This is a genomic window from Erwinia sp. Leaf53 (assembly GCF_001422605.1).
In the GTDB taxonomy this organism is placed as follows: Bacteria; Pseudomonadota; Gammaproteobacteria; order Enterobacterales; family Enterobacteriaceae; genus Erwinia.
This window is the reverse complement of the sequence record NZ_LMLK01000022.1, coordinates 396,223-415,639: the sequence shown is the minus strand read 5'-3', so window position 1 is coordinate 415,639 and position 19,417 is coordinate 396,223. Positions and strand designations below refer to the sequence as shown.

General features: G+C 61.8%; 18 protein-coding genes and 1 pseudogene. 13 read left to right on the top strand and 6 right to left on the bottom strand.

Translation table 11 applies throughout. The features are described from left to right. Window positions 1–231: 231 nt before the first annotated feature. Both rhaR and rhaS read right to left on the bottom strand, forming a co-directional pair. Window positions 232–1,083, bottom strand: a complete 852-nt coding sequence (gene rhaR, locus ASF13_RS15680; RefSeq protein ID WP_056238075.1) for an HTH-type transcriptional activator RhaR — start codon at window positions 1,081–1,083, stop codon at window positions 232–234. A gap of 11 nt (window positions 1,084–1,094) precedes the next feature. Next, window positions 1,095–1,916, bottom strand: a complete 822-nt coding sequence (gene rhaS / locus ASF13_RS15675; RefSeq protein WP_056238071.1) for an HTH-type transcriptional activator RhaS — start codon at window positions 1,914–1,916, stop codon at window positions 1,095–1,097. Between the two features lie 297 nt (window positions 1,917–2,213). Between rhaS and rhaB the strand changes: the two genes are divergently transcribed. From rhaB to rhaM, 4 genes are read left to right on the top strand one after another with little or no spacing between them, the layout of a single operon-like run. Then, window positions 2,214–3,686, top strand: a complete 1,473-nt coding sequence (gene rhaB / locus ASF13_RS15670; RefSeq protein ID WP_056238069.1) for a rhamnulokinase — start codon at window positions 2,214–2,216, stop codon at window positions 3,684–3,686. Then, window positions 3,683–4,939, top strand: coding sequence for an L-rhamnose isomerase (locus ASF13_RS15665; RefSeq protein WP_056238066.1), 1,257 nt, complete (start codon window positions 3,683–3,685; stop codon window positions 4,937–4,939). The genes rhaB and ASF13_RS15665 overlap by 4 nt, the downstream gene beginning before the upstream one ends. A gap of 14 nt (window positions 4,940–4,953) precedes the next feature. Then, on the top strand, window positions 4,954–5,796 hold the full coding sequence (gene rhaD / locus ASF13_RS15660; RefSeq protein WP_056238063.1) for a rhamnulose-1-phosphate aldolase: 843 nt from the start codon (window positions 4,954–4,956) through the stop codon (window positions 5,794–5,796). Next, a complete protein-coding gene (gene rhaM, locus ASF13_RS15655; RefSeq protein WP_056238062.1) occupies window positions 5,786–6,100 on the top strand; it encodes an L-rhamnose mutarotase in 315 nt (104 codons plus the stop codon). The genes rhaD and rhaM overlap by 11 nt, the downstream gene beginning before the upstream one ends. 224 nt (window positions 6,101–6,324) lie before the next feature. On the opposite strand, the gene ASF13_RS15650 is transcribed toward rhaM, so the two are convergent. Next, window positions 6,325–7,509, bottom strand: coding sequence for a sugar transporter (locus tag ASF13_RS15650; protein WP_056238060.1), 1,185 nt, complete (start codon window positions 7,507–7,509; stop codon window positions 6,325–6,327). Between the two features lie 368 nt (window positions 7,510–7,877). Here ASF13_RS15650 and glsB point away from each other — a divergent pair, with 368 nt between their 5' ends. Then, window positions 7,878–8,801, top strand: coding sequence for a glutaminase B (gene glsB, locus ASF13_RS15645; protein ID WP_056238481.1), 924 nt, complete (start codon window positions 7,878–7,880; stop codon window positions 8,799–8,801). A gap of 183 nt (window positions 8,802–8,984) precedes the next feature. Here glsB and ASF13_RS15640 read toward each other — a convergent pair whose 3' ends face one another. After that, entirely contained in the window at window positions 8,985–10,403 is a 1,419-nt protein-coding gene (locus ASF13_RS15640) for an MFS transporter (RefSeq protein ID WP_056238056.1), read from the bottom strand. Between the two features lie 114 nt (window positions 10,404–10,517). Here ASF13_RS15640 and ASF13_RS15635 point away from each other — a divergent pair, with 114 nt between their 5' ends. The 3 genes from ASF13_RS15635 to ASF13_RS15625 all read left to right on the top strand — a co-directional run bounded on the left by ASF13_RS15635 (window position 10,518) and on the right by ASF13_RS15625 (window position 12,596). Beyond that, window positions 10,518–11,372 carry a helix-turn-helix transcriptional regulator gene (locus ASF13_RS15635; protein ID WP_056238053.1) on the top strand — a complete coding sequence of 285 codons (855 nt, stop codon included), beginning with the start codon at window positions 10,518–10,520 and terminating at the stop codon, window positions 11,370–11,372. Between the two features lie 201 nt (window positions 11,373–11,573). Then, window positions 11,574–12,038, top strand: coding sequence for an Rrf2 family transcriptional regulator (locus ASF13_RS15630; protein WP_056238051.1), 465 nt, complete (start codon window positions 11,574–11,576; stop codon window positions 12,036–12,038). Window positions 12,039–12,254: 216 nt separating this feature from the next. Continuing rightward, window positions 12,255–12,596 (top strand): helix-turn-helix domain-containing protein, encoded by a 342-nt coding sequence (locus tag ASF13_RS15625; RefSeq protein WP_056238049.1) that lies wholly within the window; start codon window positions 12,255–12,257, stop codon window positions 12,594–12,596. Window positions 12,597–12,653: 57 nt separating this feature from the next. On the opposite strand, the gene ASF13_RS15620 is transcribed toward ASF13_RS15625, so the two are convergent. Continuing rightward, window positions 12,654–13,664: an ABC transporter permease gene (locus ASF13_RS15620; RefSeq protein WP_056238046.1), complete on the bottom strand. Its 1,011-nt coding sequence runs from the start codon at window positions 13,662–13,664 to the stop codon at window positions 12,654–12,656. Window positions 13,665–13,673: 9 nt separating this feature from the next. Then, complete coding sequence (locus tag ASF13_RS15615) at window positions 13,674–14,717, bottom strand: ABC transporter substrate-binding protein (RefSeq protein WP_072166396.1); 1,044 nt, start codon at window positions 14,715–14,717, stop codon at window positions 13,674–13,676. Between the two features lie 192 nt (window positions 14,718–14,909). Here ASF13_RS15615 and ASF13_RS15610 point away from each other — a divergent pair, with 192 nt between their 5' ends. From ASF13_RS15610 to ASF13_RS15590, 5 genes and pseudogenes are all read left to right on the top strand, one after another. After that, the gene (locus tag ASF13_RS15610) at window positions 14,910–15,719 is read left to right on the top strand and encodes an ABC transporter ATP-binding protein (protein WP_056238043.1); all 810 of its coding nucleotides are present in this window, start codon (window positions 14,910–14,912) and stop codon (window positions 15,717–15,719) included. After that, the gene (locus tag ASF13_RS15605) at window positions 15,706–16,755 is read left to right on the top strand and encodes a PLP-dependent cysteine synthase family protein (protein ID WP_056238040.1); all 1,050 of its coding nucleotides are present in this window, start codon (window positions 15,706–15,708) and stop codon (window positions 16,753–16,755) included. Before ASF13_RS15610 ends, ASF13_RS15605 begins: the two co-directional genes overlap by 14 nt. A 21-nt stretch (window positions 16,756–16,776) precedes the next feature. Further along, on the top strand, window positions 16,777–17,808 hold the full coding sequence (locus tag ASF13_RS15600; RefSeq protein WP_056238037.1) for an isopenicillin N synthase family oxygenase: 1,032 nt from the start codon (window positions 16,777–16,779) through the stop codon (window positions 17,806–17,808). A gap of 15 nt (window positions 17,809–17,823) precedes the next feature. After that, complete coding sequence (locus ASF13_RS15595) at window positions 17,824–18,630, top strand: MetQ/NlpA family ABC transporter substrate-binding protein (protein WP_056238034.1); 807 nt, start codon at window positions 17,824–17,826, stop codon at window positions 18,628–18,630. Window position 18,631: 1 nt separating this feature from the next. Beyond that, a pseudogene (locus ASF13_RS15590) lies at window positions 18,632–19,393 on the top strand (methionine ABC transporter ATP-binding protein); the annotation flags it as partial. Window positions 19,394–19,417 lie beyond the last annotated feature (24 nt).

Sequence of the window (19,417 nt, the reverse complement as noted above, 5' to 3'; positions counted from 1 at the left end):
AACCCGCGAAGGGTCGCCCGCTGACAGGCCCGCCAGTCTCGATCAACCAGACAACGAGCTTGTACTCTCGATCCCAAAAACAACGAGCCCTTAAAAAAACCAGCAGACAACAAAGAGTCAGATTATCAGGGAGGGCAGTGGGATGAGCCCGTAGCGGGGTAACCCGCGAAGGGTCGCCCACTGACAGGCCCGATAGTCTCGATCAACCAGACAACGCGCTTTTATTCTCGATCAAACAGAAAGCGCAACCACCCCCCGTAAAAACTGCTGTCGCCATGCGCTCGGCGTCATCCCCGTCTCACGGGTAAACACCACCGAAAAATAGTTACTGTCATCAAAACCACAGCGCGCTGCCACCTCACCAATCAGACAATCGCTGGCGCGCAGCAAATACTTCGCCTGACACAACTGCAGCTGCCGCACATAATGACCAATCGTCATCCCGGTCTGCTGACGAAACAGCTGCTTCAGCCCGCGCTCCGACAGCTGGTGATGCTGACAAAACCGCGCCAGATCGAACGGCTGCGCCATCTGCCCCTGAATCGCCGCCATCAGCAAATCCAGCTGCTCCCCCTCCGGCAACTGATACGGACAATCGGCCGCGTAACGGTGCCGCTGCAAAATCAGCGCCAGCTGCAAAAACAGCGCCTCGCTCAACTGCCGCGACAGCGGATCGGTCTTGCGGCTCTCCTGCTCCAGCTGCTTCACCACCCCGCGCGCCAGCGCCATCCCACGCAGCGTCAACCGCCACGCCCCGGCGTCACGCGGCGGCAACAGCTGTTGCCAGTCCAGCGCCAGCTGGAAACGCTCCGGGCAGTAGATAATATTGTCCAGCACCAGATCGTGCACTGCGTCAAAACTGTGACAATCATCGGCGTGCAGATAAAAAATATCGCCGCAGGTCACCAGCCACGGCCGATCGTTCATCACGTGCAGACCGTTGCCGCGCCAGACCAGCACCAGCTCGTTGAATTCATGGACGTGCGGAGGGAAAGAGGGCTGCGGGGTGCGCTCGGCCACCGCTACCGGCAGCAGCTCAGAGGGCAGATAGTCAGCTTTTAACAGCCGCAGGGGAGCAGTCACGGGTCACCTCATCAGTCATGTTGACGCAGTGTACGCGGTGCGCTGCCAAACTCACGCTTAAACAGCGTTGAAAAGTGATTGCTGTCACCAAATCCACACTGAAAAGCGATATCGGTAATGCGCATATCGCTGTGGCGCAACAGATGGCGCGCCTCCAGCAGGCGCAGACGGTTCAGATAACGCTGCGGCGTACTGCCGGTCTGCTGCTTCAACTGCCGGTGCAGGGTACGCAGCGACAGCGCAAAACGATCGGCCAGCGCCTCCCAGTCGATCTCCTCGCTGTAGTGGTCGGCCAGCCAGTCCAGCAGCGCGCGCAAACGCCCCTCGTGATCGTCCGCCTGCGCGCTGCTGCTTCCCTGACGCAACAGCAACAGCAGCTGCATAAACTGCATCTCACGCGTGGCCTGCGCGGCAAAACCCTCTTCAAGCGGGCTGGCCATCTGCGCGGTCAGCTGATGCGCCTGGGCCAGCACCTTGCTGCTGATGCGCCAGTGCGACGGATAGTGGCCGTTCTGCTCGGCCGGCAACAGCTGCTGCAGCCCGGAGAGGAAATGGAACGCCTCCGGCCCGCGGTACAGCACGTTGGTCAGGCACAGGTTGTCGGTCTGCTCATACAGATGGCGATCGTGATTGCGCACAAAGCAGACGCAGCCGCCGCACAGCGGCTGCGACTGGCCGTTAAACACGTGGATCCCCGAACCCTGTTCAACGATCACAATCTCATGGAAGTCATCGTGATAGTGCTCGGGGAAGCTACCCTGCGGGGCCCGCGGTTCAATCGCCACCGGACAGTGACCGGCCGGAAAAAAGTCAACGCTGTGCAATACGGTCATGATCGCCCCTCCTTAACAAACAGTTCACAGAGTCTACCCAGCGCCCGACGCGGGCACCTTGAATTTACGACAGCAGAAGCGGCGATCGCCGTCAGTTATTAAAGAAACCGCCGTCGGCGTTGCGAAAATGAGGCGGGCGTCACAGAAGCATTTTCCGGCCCTCTGCGGTAAAAGTGTGAGCCTGTTCACGTTCATCTTTGCCGTTTTGCCAGTGAGCAGATCGGACTGGCAGTGGCAAGAAGGTGGCAAAACGCGGCTCTTTTACACTGGTCACATTGATTGATCGGGAACGTAACTATGAGCACTCGTCATTTTGTCGCTATCGATTTAGGCGCCTCCAGCGGCCGCGTGATGCTGGCCAGCCACGCCGCGCAGGGCGGCGCGGTCAGCCTGCGGGAAATCAGCCGCTGTACCAATAAGCTGGTCAACGTTGACGGCCGCCAGTGCTGGGATCTCGACGCGCTGGAAGCCTTTATCGTCGCCGCACTGGTCAGCCTCGACGCCGAAGGCATCGTGCCCGAGAGTATCGGCATCGATACCTGGGCGGTGGACTACGTGCTGCTGGACGCCGACGGCCAGCGGGTTGGCCTGCCGGTCGCCTACCGCGACGACCGCACCCACGGCCTGATGGCCCAGGCCTGCCGCGAGCTGGGCAGCGAAACCATCTATCAGCGCACCGGCATCCAGTTCCTGCCGTTTAACACCCTCTACCAGCTGCGCGCGCTGTGCCGTGATAACGCGGCCGACCTGCCGCAGGTGGCACATGCGCTGCTGATCCCCGACTATCTGCACTACCGGCTGAGCGGTGAGCTCAACTGGGAGTACACCAACGCCACCACTACCCAGCTGCTGAATATCCACAGCGGCGAATGGGACAGCGAACTGCTGCGCTGGTGCGGCGCGAACCCGGCGTGGTTTGGCACGCCTTCGGCCCCCGGCCGCCGTATCGGTGCCTGGACCAGCCCGCGTGGCCACGCGATCCCGCTGGTGGCAGTAGCCACCCACGACACCGCCAGCGCGGTGCTGGCCACGCCGCTGAGCGATGCGGACGCCGCTTATCTCAGCTCGGGCACCTGGTCGCTGATGGGCTTTGAAAGCCGCCAGCCGTTTACCGACGGCGCGGCGCTGCAGGCCAATATCACCAACGAAGGCGGCGCGGAAGGACGCTTCCGCGTGCTGAAAAACATTATGGGGCTGTGGCTGCTGCAGCGGGTGTGCAGCGAGCTGGAAATCAGCGAGCTCGCTCCGCTGATCGCCGACGCCGAACGCCAGCCGCTCTGCCGCTGGCTGGTTAATCCCAACGACCGTCGCTTTATCAACCCGGCCAATATGGTGCGCGAAATTCAGGACGCCTGTGCCGAACTGGGCCAGCCGGTGCCCGCCACCGCCGCCGAGCTGGCGCGCTGCATTTTTGACAGCCTGGCGCTCTGTTACCGCCAGGTGCTGCGGCAGCTGGAGACGCTGCGCGGCGGGCGGTTCAGCCAGCTGCATATCGTCGGCGGCGGCTGCCAGAACCCGCTGCTGAACCAGCTGTGCGCCGATGCCTGCGGCATCCCGGTGCTGGCCGGGCCGGTGGAGGCCTCGACCCTCGGCAATATCGGCTGTCAGCTGATCGCCGCGGAGCAGGTCGCCGACGTCAGCGCCTTCCGCCAGCAGCTGCGCCAGCATTTTCCTCTTATTCGTTTTGAACCTCACGGCAGTGATGCGTATCGCCCCCATCTGGCGCGATTTGAGTCACTGACACCATCAGCTAAGGAGCTTTGTGTATGACCCAGGCAATTGACCAGGCCTTCGCGCTGGCAAAACAGCGTTTCGCCGATATCGGCGTGGATGTGGAAGCGGCAATGACCCAGCTCGACCGGCTGCCGGTATCGATGCACTGCTGGCAGGGCGACGACGTGCGCGGCTTCGAAAACCCGCAGGGCGCACTGACCGGCGGCATTCAGGCCACCGGTAACTACCCGGGCCGCGCGCGCAGCGTCGACGAACTGCGCGCCGATCTGGAGCAGGCGATGAAGCTGATCCCCGGGCCGAAGCGGCTTAACCTGCACGCCATCTACCTGGACACCGAACAGACGGTGGATCGTCACGAGATCAAGCCTGAGCACTTTGCCGGCTGGGTCAGCTGGGCGCAGCAGCACCGGCTGGGGCTGGACTTTAACCCGACCTGTTTCTCCCACGCGCTGAGCGCCGACGGCTTTACCCTCGCGCACGGCAACGCGGAGATCCGCCAGTTCTGGATCGACCACTGTAAGGCCAGTCGTAAAATTTCGGCGTACTTTGGCGAGCAGCTGGGCACACCGTCGGTGATGAACATCTGGGTGCCGGACGGCATGAAGGATCTGACCGTCGATCGCCTGGCACCGCGTCAGCGGCTGCTGGAGTCGCTGGATGAGATCATCAGCGAGAAGCTGGACGAATCGCTGCATATCGACGCGGTGGAGAGCAAGCTGTTCGGCATCGGCGCGGAGAGTTACACCGTCGGTTCCAACGAGTTCTGCCTCGGCTACGCCGCCAGCCGCCAGATCGCGCTGACGCTGGACGCCGGCCACTTCCACCCGACCGAGGTGATCTCCGACAAGATCTCCACCGCCATGCTTTACGTGCCGCGCCTGCTGCTGCACGTCAGCCGCCCGGTGCGCTGGGACAGCGATCACGTGGTGCTGCTGGATGATGAGACCCAGGCCATCGCCAGCGAGATTGTGCGGCAGAAGCTGTTCGATAAGGTACATATCGGGCTGGACTTCTTCGACGCGTCAATTAACCGCATCGCCGCATGGGTAATCGGCACCCGCAACGCGAAGAAGGCGCTGCTGCGCGCGCTGCTGGAGCCGGTCGACCAGCTCAGGGCGCTGGAAAACGGCGGCGACTATACCGCGCGGCTGGCGCTGCTGGAGGAGCAGAAGTCGCTGCCGTGGCAGGCGGTGTGGGAGGCCTGGTGCCTGCGTCACGACGTGCCGGCCGGTGCCAGCTGGTTAGGCGACGTCCGTCAGTATGAACAACAGATTCTCAGCCAACGTTAAGTTAAGGAAGTAAAATGCAACAGATTCTTAAATCCTGGTTTGTGCAGGGCATGGTGAAAGCGACCACCGATATGTGGCTGAAGGGCTGGGATGAGCGTAACGGTGGTAACGTGTCGCTGCGCCTGCTGGACGAGGAAGTGCAGCCGTTCGCCGCCGATTTTTATCCCGAGCCGCGCACCCTGGAGCTGAGCCAGCCCGCGCCCGAGCTGGCCGACTGCTGGTTCCTGGTGACCGGTTCCGGCAAGTTTTTCCGCAACGTGCAGTTAGATCCGGCCGACTGTCTGGTGCTGCTGCGCGTCAGCAGCGACGGCCGCGCCTTTACCATTTACTGGGGGCTGAGCAACGGCGGCGTGCCGACCTCCGAGCTGGCGTCGCACTTCCAGTCGCACAGCGTGCGCAAGGTGGTGACCAACGGTGCCGATCGGGTGATTATGCACTGCCATGCCACCAACTTTATGGCGCTGAGCTACGTGGTGGATCTGAATCCGGCCAGCTTTACCCGCCTGCTGTGGGAAGGCAGCACCGAGTGTCTGGTGGTGTTCCCGGACGGCGTCGGTATTGTGCCGTGGATGGTGCCGGGCACCGACGGTATCGGTACCCAGACGGCCGAGAATATGAAGTCGCATACGCTGGTGATGTGGCCGTTCCACGGTATTTTTGGCGCGGGGCCGACGCTGGATGAGACTTTTGGCCTGATCGATACCGCTGAGAAGTCGTCGGAGGTGGTGGTGAAGGTGCTGTCGATGGGCGGGATGAAGCAGAGCATCACTACGGAAGAGCTGGTGGCGCTGGGCGAACGTTTTGGCGTGAAACCCTGGCGCGCGGCGCTGGAAGCGACGCATCCGCATGTTGCGTAAAGCCTTTGTGATGCAGGTGCATGCTGATAAGCATCAGGAGTATCAGCAGCGGCACGATCCGATCTGGCCGGAGCTGGCGCAGGTGTTGAAGGATCACGGGGCGCATCATTACAGTATTTTTCTGGATGCAGAGCGGGATTTGTTGTTTGCGGTGGTGGAGATTGAGTCAGAAGAGCGTTGGGCAGCGGTGGCGCAGACCGAGGTGTGTCAGCGCTGGTGGCGGTCGATGCGTGAGTTGATGCCGTCGAATGCGGATAACAGTCCGGTGAGTGCGGAGCTGAAGTCGGTGTTTTATCTTGAGTGACGGTGTCACTTTTATTTAAAGGAGCCTTTGTGGCTCCTTTTGCATTTGTGGGGCTAGGGGGTAAGGGCKCGTTGCCTGTGTGATCGAGACAGTCGGGCCTGTCAGCGGGCGACCCTGCGCGGGTTACCCCGCTCCGGGCTCATCCCRCTGCCCTCCCTGATGATGGGCATTCTCTTTGTCTGGTGATCTTTAGAGCTCGTTGCCTGTTTGATCGAGCTGGCCCTTTATCCGTTGATGCGGAGTTGGGGGTAGCGTTTGAGGCTGATGGTGCACCAGAGCAGGGAGCAGAGGCCGATGGCGCCGCCGACGTAGCCGATGCTGGCCATGTTCAGATGCAGGCTGACCTGGTTGCCGAGCAGCGCGCCGCCGCCGATGCCGATGTTGTAGATGCCGGAGAGCAGCGACATGGCGACGTCGGTGGCGTCGGGGGCCAGCGCCAGGACGCGCACCTGGACGGCGAGGCCAATGATCATCATCGCCATGCCCCAGATAATGCACAGCAGGGAGATGGAGAGGGTGCTGGAGGCGGCCAGCCAGAGCAGGAACATGCTGCCGGTAATAAGGGCGATCGCGCCTGACAGGAAGGTAGCGGGATATTTATTGCCGTACAGGCTGAACAATATGCTGCCGACGATGCCGGCCGCGCCGAAAATTAACAGCAGGAAGGTGGTGAAGCCGCCGCTGATTGCCGCGACGTTTTGCATAAAGGGTTCGATATAGCTGTAAGCGGTATAATGTGCGGTGACGGTGACGGCAATCAGAATATAGAGGGCAACCAGCGCCGGGCGGCGGAACAGCATCGGTACGCTCTTCAGTGAACCGGTGTGTTCGCTGGGCAGGCGCGGCAGCAGTTTTACCAGCAGTACCAGGGTTATCAGGGCCACTACGCCAATCGCTGCAAAGGTTATGCGCCAGCCGAGCAGCTGGCCGATCATGCGGCCAATCGGCAGGCCGAGGACCATCGCCAGCGCGGTGCCGGTGGCCAGCATGCTCAGCGCCTGGGTTTTCTTGCCGGGCGGGGCGACGCGGATCGCCAGCGAGGCGGTGATCGACCAGAAGATGGCGTGGGAAAAGGCGATGCCGATGCGCGAGACAACCAGCGTGGTGAAGTCCCAGGCCATTGACGACAGTACGTGGCTGGCGATAAACAGCACGAAGATGATGATTAACAGCAGGCGGCGCTCAACGTTACGCGTCAGCAGCATCATCGGCAGCGACATTAGCGCGACGATCCAGGCGTAGATGGTGAGCATCAGGCCGACCTGGGCGGTGGGCATGGCGAAGCTGGCGCCGATATCCGAGAGCAGGCCGACCGGCACAAATTCGGTGGTGTTAAATATAAACGCAGCAATAGCGAGCATGACCACGCGCAGCCAGGCGACTTTCCGGGAAACAGTTGATGATGGCATTTGAAGTTAGCGATGTGTTGAGAAAGTGTTAACTGTCATAAAGGGTGCACAGCAAATGTGGGGGTATTGTCTTTTATTTAGCAGGCAGATGACATCGAAAATTTAATAATTTTGTAAAGCAGCATCAAAACGTCAAATAAAAGAATAAATATTCGATAGCGGTGCTATTTTGACCTGCGATGGCGATGGCGATGGCGATGGCGATGGCGATGGCGATGGCGATGGCGATGGCGATGGCGATGGCGATGGCGATGGCGATGGCGAGCGTGAGTCAGCGCAACCTTTCAGGCAGAACGTTTGACGAAGCCGCCTTCAGTCGGCAGAATCGCGCGCAAAATCAGGCCGTTCAGGTCAATCGGGGAATAATAATGGCAAGTGCACTGGATAACGCGCTGTTGCAGGAGATCCTGCAGCAGGTCAGGCCGCTGATCGGGCAGGGCAAGGTCGCCGACTATATACCTGCGCTGGCGCAGGTGCCCGCCGACCGGCTGGGCATCGCGGTTTGCCTGCTGGATGGCACGGTGTACCAGGCTGGCGACGCGCTGGAGCGGTTTTCGATCCAGTCGATCTCTAAGGTATTGTCCTTAACCCTGGCGTTAAGCCGCTACAGCGATCGTGAGATTGCGCAGCGGGTGGGCAAAGAGCCCTCCGGCCAGCCGTTTAACTCGCTGGTGCAGCTGGAGCTGGAGCAGGGTATTCCGCGCAACCCGTTCATTAACGCCGGTGCGCTGGTGGTGTGCGATATGCTGGAAACGCGTCTGACCGCGCCGCGTCAGCGAATGCTGGAGCTGGTGCGTGGCCTGACCGGGCAGGCTGACGTCAGTTACGACCGCATCGTGGCGCGATCGGAGTTTGACCACTCGGCGCGTAACGCGGCGATCGCCTGGCTGATGAAGGCGTTTGGCAACTTTGCCAACGACGTGCCGACGGTGCTGCAAACCTATTTCCACTACTGCGCGATGACGCTGAGCTGCGTCGAGCTGGCGCGCTGTTTTCTCTATCTGGCCAGCGGCGGGCTGGGCCCGCAGGGCGAGGCGCTGCTGACGCCGAAGCAGACCCGCCAGGTCAACGCGCTGATGGTCACCAGCGGCATGTACGACGGCGCAGGTGAATTTGCCTGGCGCGTTGGCATGCCCGGTAAATCCGGCGTCGGCGGCGGCATCATTGCCGTGGTGCCCGGCGAGATGACCATTGCCGTCTGGTCGCCGGAGCTGGACAGCGCCGGAAACTCGCTGGCCGGCACCGCCGCGCTGGAGCTGCTGGCCGACCGCATCGGCCGCTCGATCTTTTGAGAGGGTTTAGTGGTGGCAAATCAGTCGGCAGAGGTTTCCGGTAAAATCTTCGCTGATACTGACAATGCATAATAAATTGATTTCTTTTCAGCTAACGTTACAACAATAAACGGGATGGCGAGGTAAGCCAGCTGCTAACGTGGCTGTGATACCGCAGTAAGTTCTGCGGCATCACGAAGCTCGTTATTCAGGCTGCATTATCCTGATACCGCGCTTCTGCAGGGCAAACACCACCAGTACCAGCATTAACCCCCACTCGACGCCGAGGGTGATGAGGATTGCCTGGCGATAGTCGCCGTGCGGCTGCAGCACGTGGCTGAATACCGCGCCGAGCAGCATCGGGCCGAGCCCCATCGCGGTCTGCTGCACGGTGGAGAGCACCGCGCTGCCGGCCCCGGCGTGGGTTTTCGGTACATCGGCGAGGCCGATGCGGTAGAAGCAGCTGACGATAAACGACTGACCGAAGCCAATCAGCGCGGTGGCCGGAGCGAGGGCGAGGATGCCTATCTGCGGCCAGCCGCGTTCCAGCGTCAGCATCAGCGCCAGCAGGCCGCTCATCTGAATGGCATAGCCGGCCAGCAGCGTGGCAACCTTACCCCAGCGCGCCACCATGCGGGTGGAGAGCATCGCGCCGATAAAGTAGGCGCTGCCCAGCGCGATAAAGGCGTTACCGGACTGGAACGGCGTCATGCCCAGCCCGGACTGCAGCGTCAGCGCCACCACAAACATAAAGCCGCTCCAGCAGGCGAAGAACAGCACGCCAATGGTCAGGCCGAAACGCACGCCGGGCAGGCGCAGCAGAGCGGGCGGCAGCAGCGGTGAACCGCCCCTGCGCTCCAGCCGTAACTCAACCTGCCACAGGCGGCCGAGCAGCAGCGGGAACAGCGCCAGCAGCGCGAGGCATGGCCATGACCAGTGCAGCAGCGGGCCGAGCGACAGCGAAATCAGCAGGCTGCCGGTGGCAGCGGCCAGCCAGAAGGTGCCGGCCCGATCCAGCGCCACCCGGCGATCGTTACGGGTTTCCGGCAGGGTACGCGTGGCCAGCAGCAGGATCGCCACGCAGAACGGGATATTAATCAGGAACACGCTGCGCCAGCCGAAGCCACCGGGATTGAGCTCAATCAGCGTGCCGCCCAGCACCTGGCCAATGATAAACGCCAGCCCGCCAATGCCGCCGTACAGGCCCAGCGCGCGCGAATGTTCGCGGCCGTGCAGCGTCACGTGCAGCGTCGCCAGAATCTGCGGCACCACCAGCGCCGCGCCCACCCCCTGCAGCGCCCGTGCCAGCAGCAGCGTGGTAACGTTGGGTGCCAGCCCGCACAGCAGCGAGGAGAGGCCAAACAGCGCTACCCCCCAGATAAACACCCGGCGGCGGCCGAGGTTGTCGCCCAGCCGGCCGCCCATCGCCAGGCTGATGGCAAAGGCGATACCGTACAGCGCCACCATCAGCTCCAGCTGGATCGGCGAGGCGTGCAGCGAGGCGGACATTGCGTCCAGCGCCACGTTAACTATCGAAAAATCGATCATCGGCAACAGCTGACCCGCTAACAGCACCAGCAGGCCGCTGCGGCCGAGAGTGGTGGAATCATAACCGCTTTTCATGGTGTAAACCCTTGTGTTAATCAGTAACCGGGCTGAGAATAACGCTTTCTGAAACGGGTACCAGTTTTTGCTTATCATGGTATAAACACTACCCGCCTGCGTGGAAAACACCGAATGAGCGAAGCGATCCTGCCGGTCAGCGGCACTGAAAAAAACCGACAGCTGCTGGCGACCTTCCTGCGCAGCCGCCGCGAAAGCCTCGACCCGCAGCGGCTGGGGCTGCCGCGCCAGCGCAGCCGACGCACGCCGGGCCTGCGGCGGGAAGAGGTGGCGCAACTGGCCGACGTGGGCGTCACCTGGTACACCTGGCTGGAGCAGGGCCGCGAGATTAAAGCCTCACCGAAAACGCTGGCGGCGATCGCTGCGGCGTTACAGTGTAACGAGGCCGAGACCCAGCACCTGTTCCGGCTGGCCGGGCATGAGTCACCGGCGCGGGAGCTGGCAAAAAGCTGTGAAGTGGTGTCGGCCCACGGCCAGATCCTGCTGGATTCTCTGCACCCGCTGCCGGCGATTATTCAGAGCAAACGTTTTGATATCATGGGCTATAACCAGGCCTGGTGCCGGCTGATGAATGTCGATCTGGAAAGCATCGCCCCGGAGGACCGCAACTGCATCCTGCTGGCCTTTACCCACCCTGACTGGCGGGCGGCGGTGGTTGACCAGGAGCAGCTGATGCCGCATATGGTGGCACTGTTTCGCACCCAAATGGGCGAACACCATGACGACCCGCGCTGGCAGGAGTTGCTGGATCGCCTGCTGCGCGAGTCGGCAGAGTTTCGCCTGATGTGGCAGCGTTATGAAATTCGCGCGATTGATAACCATATTAAGCAGTTCCGCCACCCGCAGGCGGGCGTACTGACCCTGCGGCAGAATAACTGGTGGTCCGCGCCGCGCAACGGCGATCGTCTGCTGGTTTATATTCCCAATGATGAACAGAGCGCGGCGGCGCTGCAGCAGATTACCGCCTGAATCTGTCAGGACCGGTAATAATAAACTGTGCTAAATCATGGTGATGGTGATAATAGCCCATAGTGCTTAGTCACCATCTTCAAAAACGCGCCGCGCTTTGATATATTAGCGTTCTGAGTTATTTTTTATTTTATTGATTTTAAATGCTTTTTAATTCAATGCTTCATCCGTGGATGAACGGCAAAAAGCAAGGATCACCGCATGCTTGATAATCGTTTTCCCACCGCCTTACAGATGGTGCTCTGCATCGCTAAAGCGGACGGCGAAGATAAACGCTGTACCAGTAAAATGCTCGCCGATGGCCTTGAGGCTAACCCGAGCTTTGTACGCAAAATGATGGTGCCGCTGACCCGCGACGGCATTATCGTCTCTACGCTCGGCCGCAGCGGCACCATTCGCCTCGGGCGGCCAGCCGACCAGATCACCCTGTGTGATATTTACAGCGCGGTGATCGAAGATAAACCGCTGATGGCCTGCCGGCCGGAAGTGCCGGCGCGCTGCACGGTCAGCGCTAACGCCTGCTGGTACTTCAAAGAGCTGGCATGGGAAGCGGAACAGGCCTCGCTGGCGGTGCTGGCGAAACGAACCGTTGCCGAGGCATTGCGCGATATTCTGCAGCGCGGTGCACCAAAGACGCAGGATGACTGCGTGGCTGTCACCGAATAGCACTCCCTTAATCGTCCCGCTGCCGACGGCGGCGGGGCGCTCAACCCAATTTTAACTCTCACTGCCTTGTCGATCCTTTTTCCCCTACCCATCGCAACGCGTTCGGCGCAACCCGCCCGTCAGAATTTAATGCAACAATAAAACTTGCATTATAGGCCCGGCTGACTTACTTTTATTAAAGTGCATTTTTGATTGATACTTTTTAGGGGAAGACCAATGAGCCATGATGACTTTATTCAGGATTTACTGCAGTGGATTGACGGCCACATTGAAGGCAAGATGGATTTAGACACCGTGGCTGCCCGCGCCGGTTACTCCAAATGGCACCTGCAGCGCATGTTTAAACAGCATACTGGCTATGCAATGGGTGAATACATTCGCGAACGTCGTCTGAAAAAATCCGCTGAACGCCTCGCCCGGGGCGGTGAGCCGATTCTGGATGTGGCGATCAGCTTTGGTTTTGATTCCCAGCAGTCGTTTAACCGCAGCTTTAAGCGCCAGTTTGGCCAGTCGCCGGGCGCATGGCGCCGTCAGGTACAGATTGCCGCGCACGCCTGATGACGCAGGGGCAGGTGAACCTGCCCCGTCATCGTCTTACTTCACTCTGGCTTATCGTTACCACTTAACCGTGCCGCGCTGCCAGGCGAGCGAACGATCGCGTACCGCAAACAGCAGGGTGATCAGCGACGAGAACAGCAGTGCCATCACGATCAGCGCGCCGTACATATTGGCGTAGGCCGCCCAGCCCTGAGCCCACTGCAGATACCACCCCAGCCCGGATTTCACCCCCATCATCTCCGCCGCCACCAGCACGGAAAACGACGCCCCCAGCCCCATAAACAGCCCGACAAACACCTGCGGTAACGAGGCCGGGATCGCCACGCGCAGTACCAGGAACAGCGTGCTGGCCCCCAGCGTACGCGCCACGTCGTAGTAGCGCTGATCGACGCTGGCGACGCCAGACCAGGTGAGCACCGTGACCGGGAACCAGGTGGCCAGCGCGATCAGAAACACCGCCGCCGAGAAGCTGGAGGGGAAGAAGTAGAGCGCCAGCGGCAGCAGCGCGGTGGAGGGTACCGGGCCGAGGAAGCGCAGCACCGGGTGCACCCAGTAGCCCAGCCCGCGCGACCAGCCGATCGCCACCCCGGTCACAAAGCCGCTCAGGCTGCCAAACACAAACCCCAGCGCCAGCAGCCGCATCGAGTTCAGCACGCTGTCGCCCAGCCGGTACCAGTCGGTGGCGTACGCTTCGACCAGCGCCCGCGGCGGCGCAAAAAACGGCACCGGCAGCAGCGCCAGCTTGGCGGTCACCATCTCCCAGACGGCGAACAGCAGCGCCAGCGCCACCAGCCAGCGCGCGCCGCGCAGCAGCGGTGCCAGCAGGCGCGGCAGCGCCAGCAGCCGCCCGGCCAGTACCGTCAGGCTCAGGGCGGCGGCCAGCACCACAAAGACCTGATGGGTCTCGGTGACAAAACGCGGTGCGGCAAAGCCGACCGGCTTATCCGGCCAGAGGATCATCAGCGCGGCCAGCCCCCACCAGGCGGCCGCGGCCAGCAGCAGGGTGGCCGACAGGCGCACCGGCGGGTCGCGGCGCGTCAGCGGGGAGGCAAGGGTTTCACTGGACATCACGACTCCTTATGCGCTGTGGTGGGCGTGTTCGCCCTGGCCGCCCAGCAGGTCCGGCACGTAGTGCTCGGCAAACTTCTGCGCGTCGGTATCGTCGCGGATCACCTTAATGGTTTTCAGCTCATTGACGTAGATCGCCACCTCTTTGCGCAGCTGCGCGCCGCTGGAGTGGTGGGCGTGTGTGTGCTCGCTGAGCATCGCGGCGATGTCATCCGCTGACACGTTGCCCGGCACAAACGGGGCGAAGATCTTCGCCGATTCCGCCGGGTGATCGGCCGTCCACTGCTGGGCGTCGATAATCGCCTGGCTGATCGCCTGCGCGACCTTCAGGTTATCGCGCACCAGCGAACCGCGCAGGCCCAGCACGCAGCAGGTCAGGTTGCTGTACTCGCCGTTGAGGTTGTTATCCACCTCCACCAGCCCGTCGCGTTTCTTAATCAGCCAGCCCTGCGGATCGTCGGTGGCCAGCGCCTGTACTTCCCCCTTGCGCAGCGCCTCGCCGAACAGGTCGGCCGGGTACTGTACCCAGTTCACCTGGGTATCCGGGTCGATACCCAGTTTCGCCAGCTGGATGGCAAAGAAGTTACGGATCGGGCTCGCCTGGTCGGTCACCGCCACGCTTTTGCCCACCAGATCGCGCACGCTGTTGATGCCGCTGTCTTTCGGTGCCAGCAGGCGCATACAGCCGCCGTGGGTACCAACGGTAAGATCAACGTCAAAGCCCTGCTCCAGCGGCTTCAGCCAGCGTAATGCCATGCCGATACCGCCGTCCGCCTTGCCGGTGGCGATCGCCTGCAGCAGGGCGTCGGTCGGGCCGCTGAAGTTCACCGGCTCGACGTTCAGCCCGTACTTCTTAAAGAAACCCTGCTTGAGCGCCACCGAGATCGGCGACTGACACACCGCCGTCTGGCCCCATGCCAGCTTCACCGTGGTCAGCTTCTCGTCACTGCCCGCCGCCCATACCGGTAGCGAGGGTGCCAGCACCAGTCCGGCTCCTGCCACACCCAGAGTCTGAATAAAGTTACGACGCGAAACACCGCGAGAAAGAGTCATGCTGTTTATCCCTTTTGGCTGAATTATCACCGCACTATGACAACATTTTCCGCCGGTCTGAAATAACAATCCCGCATGTGGAAATGCAAAATCACGTTATCTGGCGCGCTGTAAACCTTTGCCACTATTGGTATTTCACCCGGCAGCAAAAAAACGGAATAGTCAGCGTGTATCCGTTAATGAGGTGAACCAATGGCAGTCGCAGAGCAAACAGAAAACCCGACCGGGCTGGCGCTGAGGGTGAATCAGGTCAGCCATGCGTTCCATCTGCAGGGCGAAAGCCTGGCGGTGCTGGATAACGTCTCGCTGCAGGTGGCACCGGGGGAGTTTGTCGCGCTGCTTGGCCCCTCCGGCTGCGGTAAATCGACGCTGCTGCGGCTGGTGGCCGGGCTGGATCGCGCTTCTCAGGGGGAGATCTTCGAGGATAACCGGCCGCTGACCGCGCCGCACCCCAGCCGGGTGGTGGTGTTTCAGGACCCGACGCTGTACCCGTGGCGGCGCGTCTGGCGCAACGTGGCGCTTGGCCTGCAGACCCGCGGTGCGCTGACCCCGGCAGGGCGCGAACGCATTGATGCCACGCTGGAGAAAGTCGGCCTCAGCCAGTTTGCCAACGCCTGGCCGCATCAGCTCTCCGGCGGCATGGCGCAGCGTGCGGCGCTGGCGCGGGCGCTGGTCAACCATCCGCGCCTGCTGATCCTCGACGAGCCGCTGGGCAAGCTCGACTCGCTGACCCGCATCCGCATGCAGCAGGAGCTGGTGGCCCTGTGGCGCGAGCAGCGCTTTACCACGCTGATGGTCACCCACGACGTGGAAGAGGCGCTGCTGATGGCCAACCGGGTGGTGATCTTCAGCCCGCGCCCGGCGCGCATGATCGAAACGATTACCGTCGACCTGCCTTACCCGCGTCGCCGCAACGATCCGCGGCTGGTGGAACTGCGCGCCCGTGCGCTGGCGCTGCTGGGTGCTGAACTCACTGAGGAGCCTGAGTATGACTATTCATAATTCGATCGCCGAACTGGTGGGCAATACGCCGCTGCTGCGCCTGAACCGCTTTATCGCGCAGTTCGCGCTGCCGGCGGAGATCCTTGCCAAGCTGGAGTACTTTAACCCCAACCACAGCGTAAAAGACCGCATTGCGCTGGCGATGATCGAAGAGGCGGAACGCAGCGGCAAACTGAAACCGGGTGACACCATCGCCGACACCACCAGCGGTAATACCGGCATCGGCCTGGCGGCGATCGCGGCGGCGAAAGGCTATCCGTTCCGGGTTTATCTGCACGACCGGCTGAGCGAGGAGCGCTTTCAGATCCTGCGCGCGCTGGGCGCGGAGGTGATCCCGTACAGCCAGGTCGAGGGCTTCCGCGAGATCCTCGAAAACTGCGACGGTGATTTTGTGGCGGCGGCGCGCTGGCTGGCGCAGAACGTGATTACCCGCCAGCCTAACGTGTTCCACGCCGCGCAGCTGGAGAACCCGGCTAACCCGGGCGCGCACCGGCTGACCACCGGCCCGGAGATCTGGCAGCAGACCGCCGGGCAGCTGGATATCGTCATCGTAGCGGTCGGCACCGGCGGCACCATCTCCGGCGTCGGTCAGTATCTGAAGCAGCAGAACCCGGCGATCAAAATTATCGCCGTCGAACCGGGGCCGCACTCTGTTCCGGCCGCAGGGCGGGAAGATATCCGTGAACTGACCGGCGTCCACGCCTTCAGCGGTGTGCTGCCGGAGCGCATCCCCCCCAACCTGAATCTGTCGGTTATTGATGAAGCGATTGCCGTTGAGTCCTGGCAGGCCACCGAGGCCGCCCGCGCCGTGGCGCAGAGCGACGGCATCCTGATCGGTGAATCCGCCGGCGGCGTGCTGTGGGCGGCGCGGGAAGTGGCGCAGCGCCCGGAGAACCACGGCAAACGTATTGTGACCCTGCTGGCCGATAGCGGCCTCAGCTACCTCTCCACCGACCTGTTTAACCACAACCTGACCATTGGTCAGCTGCAGGTCAACGCACTGTTACACAACCCGGCGATCCAGAACGCCTCGTGAAATGATGTTTAAGGAACTGTTATGAGCCAGATTACCTCTCTGCCGATTCTTGATTTATCCGAACTGGATGGCGATGCCACCCGCCAGCAGGCGTTCTACGACAAGCTGAGCTTCGCCGCGCGCGAGGTGGGCTTTTTCTACCTGATCAACCACGGGGTGGACGAGGCGCTCTCCGCGCAGGTGCAGCAGCTGTCGCGACAGTTTTTTGCGCTGCCGGATGAGGAAAAACAGCAGGTTGCCATGCTGCACTCGCCGCATTTTCGCGGTTATAACCGTGCCGGTTCCGAGCTGACCCGCAGCCAGCCGGACTGGCGGGAGCAGTTCGACATCGGCGCCGAACGCCAGCCGCTGCCGGTGCAGGCCGGCGATGCCGGCTGGAAACGGCTGCAGGGGCCAAACCAGTGGCCGCAGGCGCTGCCGGAGCTGAAACCGGTGCTGCTGGCCTGGCAGCAGTCGATGACACAGATGTCGCTGCGCCTGCTGCGCGCCTTTGCCCGCGCGCTGGATCTGGCGCCCGATGCCTTCGACCCGCTGTACGGCGATAAGCCCAATGAACATATCAAACTGATCCGCTACCCGGGCCAGACCGCCGGTACCTCCAGCCAGGGCGTCGGGGCACACAAAGATTCCGGCTTCCTCAGCTTCCTGCTGCAGGACAACCAGCGCGGCCTGCAGGTCGAGGTGGAACCGGACCGCTGGGTGGATGCGCTGCCGCTGCAGGGGGCATTTGTGGTCAATATCGGCGAGCTGCTGGAGCTGGCGAGTAACGGCTACCTGCGGGCGACCGTCCACCGGGTGGTGGCACCGCCGGCCGATAAAGATCGCCTGTCGATCGCCTTCTTCCTCGGCGCACAGCTGGACGCAACCATTCCGGTTTATCAGCTGGCGCCGGAAATTGCCCGCCTGGCGCTGGGGCCGGCCAGCGACCCGCTTAACCCGCTGCTGCGCGACGTCGGCTGGAACTACCTGAAAGGCCGCCTGCGTTCGCACCCGGACGTTGCCGCACGCTGGTATGACCAGTTACAACAACAACAACCCCAACACACCGCTTAATCTTAAGGAACCGCAATGACTACAGGCTTCACTTCGTTCCCGCTGGCCGGCATCGCGTTATCTGTTGCATTCGCCTTCAGCGCCCAGGCTGAGACGCTGCGCGTGGCCGCCGACCCGGTGCCGCACGCTGAAATCCTTAACTTTGTAAAAAAGAGCGATCCGCAGCTGGATCTGAAAATCATCGAGCTGACCAGCGGCATTAACGCCAACGAACTGCTGGCGCATGGCGACGTCGACGCTAACTACTTTCAGCATGTGCCGTACCTGAAAGAGCAGGAAAAAGCGCTGGGGCAGAAATTTGTCGTCGCCGCCACGGTGCATATTGAACCGCTGGGCATCTACTCCCGTAAGGTAAAAACCCTGCAGGAAGTACCGGATGGCGCTACCGTGGCGGTGCCTAACAACGTCACCAACCTCAGCCGTTCGCTCTATCTGCTGCAGAAAGAGGGGCTGATCAAACTTAAGGCGGGCTACAACGATCCTTCAAAAAATCAGGCCACGCCGAAAGATATTGCTGAGAACCCGAAAAAACTCAAAATTCTGGAAGTGGAATCGCCGCAGATCCCGCGCACGCTTGATGACGTGCAGCTGGCGGTGATCAACGGCAACTACGCGCTGGAAGCGGGGCTGACCCCGGCGAAAGACGCGCTGGGTCTGGAGAGCGCGGTCAATAACCCGTACGCCAATATTCTGGTCACCACGCCGAAGCTGGCTAACGATCCCCGCATTAAACAGCTGGCGAAAGACCTGGAGTCAAAGCAGGTGGCCGAGTTTATTCAGCAGAACTATAACGGTTCGGTGATCCCGGTAGCAGGTAAATAGGATGATTGTCCTCGACGGGGTCACCAAACGCTATGCTGCCGGGCAACCGCCGGCGCTGGATAACGTCTCGCTGCGTATCCCCGACGGGGCCATTTACGGCATTCTCGGCCGCAGCGGGGCGGGGAAAAGCACCCTGATCCGCTGCCTTAATCTGCTGGAGCGCCCGGACAGCGGGCGCGTGCAGGTGGAGGGGGCTGACATCATGCAGCTGGATGACAAAGCGTTGCGCCAGCAGCGCCAGCGCAGCGGCATGATTTTTCAGCACTTTAACCTGCTGCATTCACGCAGCGTTGCCGCCAACGTGGCGGTGCCGCTGGAGATCGCCGGGGTGAAACGCGCGGAGCGGGAGGCACGGGTCAGCGAGCTGCTGGCGCTGGTCGGCCTGACGGATAAAGCCCGGGCCTTTCCTTCACAGCTTTCCGGTGGTCAGCAGCAGCGGGTGGGCATTGCCCGTGCGCTGGCCGCCAGGCCGGACTACCTGCTGTGCGATGAGGCCACCAGCGCGCTGGACAGCGAAACCACCGCCTCGGTGCTGGCGCTGTTACGGCAGATTAACCAGCAGTTCGGGCTGACCATCGTGATGATCACCCATCAGCTGGAGGTGGTAAAAGCCATCTGCGATCACGCCGCGCTGCTGGAGCAGGGGCGGGTGGTGGAGAGCGGCGCGTTAAGCGCGTTGCTGCTCCAGCCCGACTCGCGGCTGCGTAACGCACTGCTGCACGATGAACAGGCGGAACGCCGCTTCCTGCAGCGGCACGGCATTGTCGCAGGCGCGGAGCCTTTCGCC

Excerpts from the sequence above, each read along its gene's own strand:
- rhaS (WP_056238071.1), bottom strand. The coding sequence starts at position 1,916 with ATGACCGTATTGCACAGCGTTGACTTTTTTCCGGCCGGTCACTGTCCG.
- rhaB (WP_056238069.1), top strand. The coding sequence starts at position 2,214 with ATGAGCACTCGTCATTTTGTCGCTATCGATTTAGGCGCCTCCAGCGGC.
- ASF13_RS15665 (WP_056238066.1), top strand. The coding sequence starts at position 3,683 with ATGACCCAGGCAATTGACCAGGCCTTCGCGCTGGCAAAACAGCGTTTC.
- rhaD (WP_056238063.1), top strand. The coding sequence starts at position 4,954 with ATGCAACAGATTCTTAAATCCTGGTTTGTGCAGGGCATGGTGAAAGCG.
- rhaM (WP_056238062.1), top strand. The coding sequence starts at position 5,786 with ATGTTGCGTAAAGCCTTTGTGATGCAGGTGCATGCTGATAAGCATCAG.
- ASF13_RS15650 (WP_056238060.1), bottom strand. The coding sequence starts at position 7,509 with ATGCCATCATCAACTGTTTCCCGGAAAGTCGCCTGGCTGCGCGTGGTC.
- glsB (WP_056238481.1), top strand. The coding sequence starts at position 7,878 with ATGGCAAGTGCACTGGATAACGCGCTGTTGCAGGAGATCCTGCAGCAG.
- ASF13_RS15640 (WP_056238056.1), bottom strand. The coding sequence starts at position 10,403 with ATGAAAAGCGGTTATGATTCCACCACTCTCGGCCGCAGCGGCCTGCTG.
- ASF13_RS15635 (WP_056238053.1), top strand. The coding sequence starts at position 10,518 with ATGAGCGAAGCGATCCTGCCGGTCAGCGGCACTGAAAAAAACCGACAG.
- ASF13_RS15630 (WP_056238051.1), top strand. The coding sequence starts at position 11,574 with ATGCTTGATAATCGTTTTCCCACCGCCTTACAGATGGTGCTCTGCATC.
- ASF13_RS15625 (WP_056238049.1), top strand. The coding sequence starts at position 12,255 with ATGAGCCATGATGACTTTATTCAGGATTTACTGCAGTGGATTGACGGC.
- ASF13_RS15620 (WP_056238046.1), bottom strand. The coding sequence starts at position 13,664 with ATGTCCAGTGAAACCCTTGCCTCCCCGCTGACGCGCCGCGACCCGCCG.
- ASF13_RS15615 (WP_072166396.1), bottom strand. The coding sequence starts at position 14,717 with ATGACTCTTTCTCGCGGTGTTTCGCGTCGTAACTTTATTCAGACTCTG.
- ASF13_RS15610 (WP_056238043.1), top strand. The coding sequence starts at position 14,910 with ATGGCAGTCGCAGAGCAAACAGAAAACCCGACCGGGCTGGCGCTGAGG.
- ASF13_RS15605 (WP_056238040.1), top strand. The coding sequence starts at position 15,706 with ATGACTATTCATAATTCGATCGCCGAACTGGTGGGCAATACGCCGCTG.
- ASF13_RS15600 (WP_056238037.1), top strand. The coding sequence starts at position 16,777 with ATGAGCCAGATTACCTCTCTGCCGATTCTTGATTTATCCGAACTGGAT.
- ASF13_RS15595 (WP_056238034.1), top strand. The coding sequence starts at position 17,824 with ATGACTACAGGCTTCACTTCGTTCCCGCTGGCCGGCATCGCGTTATCT.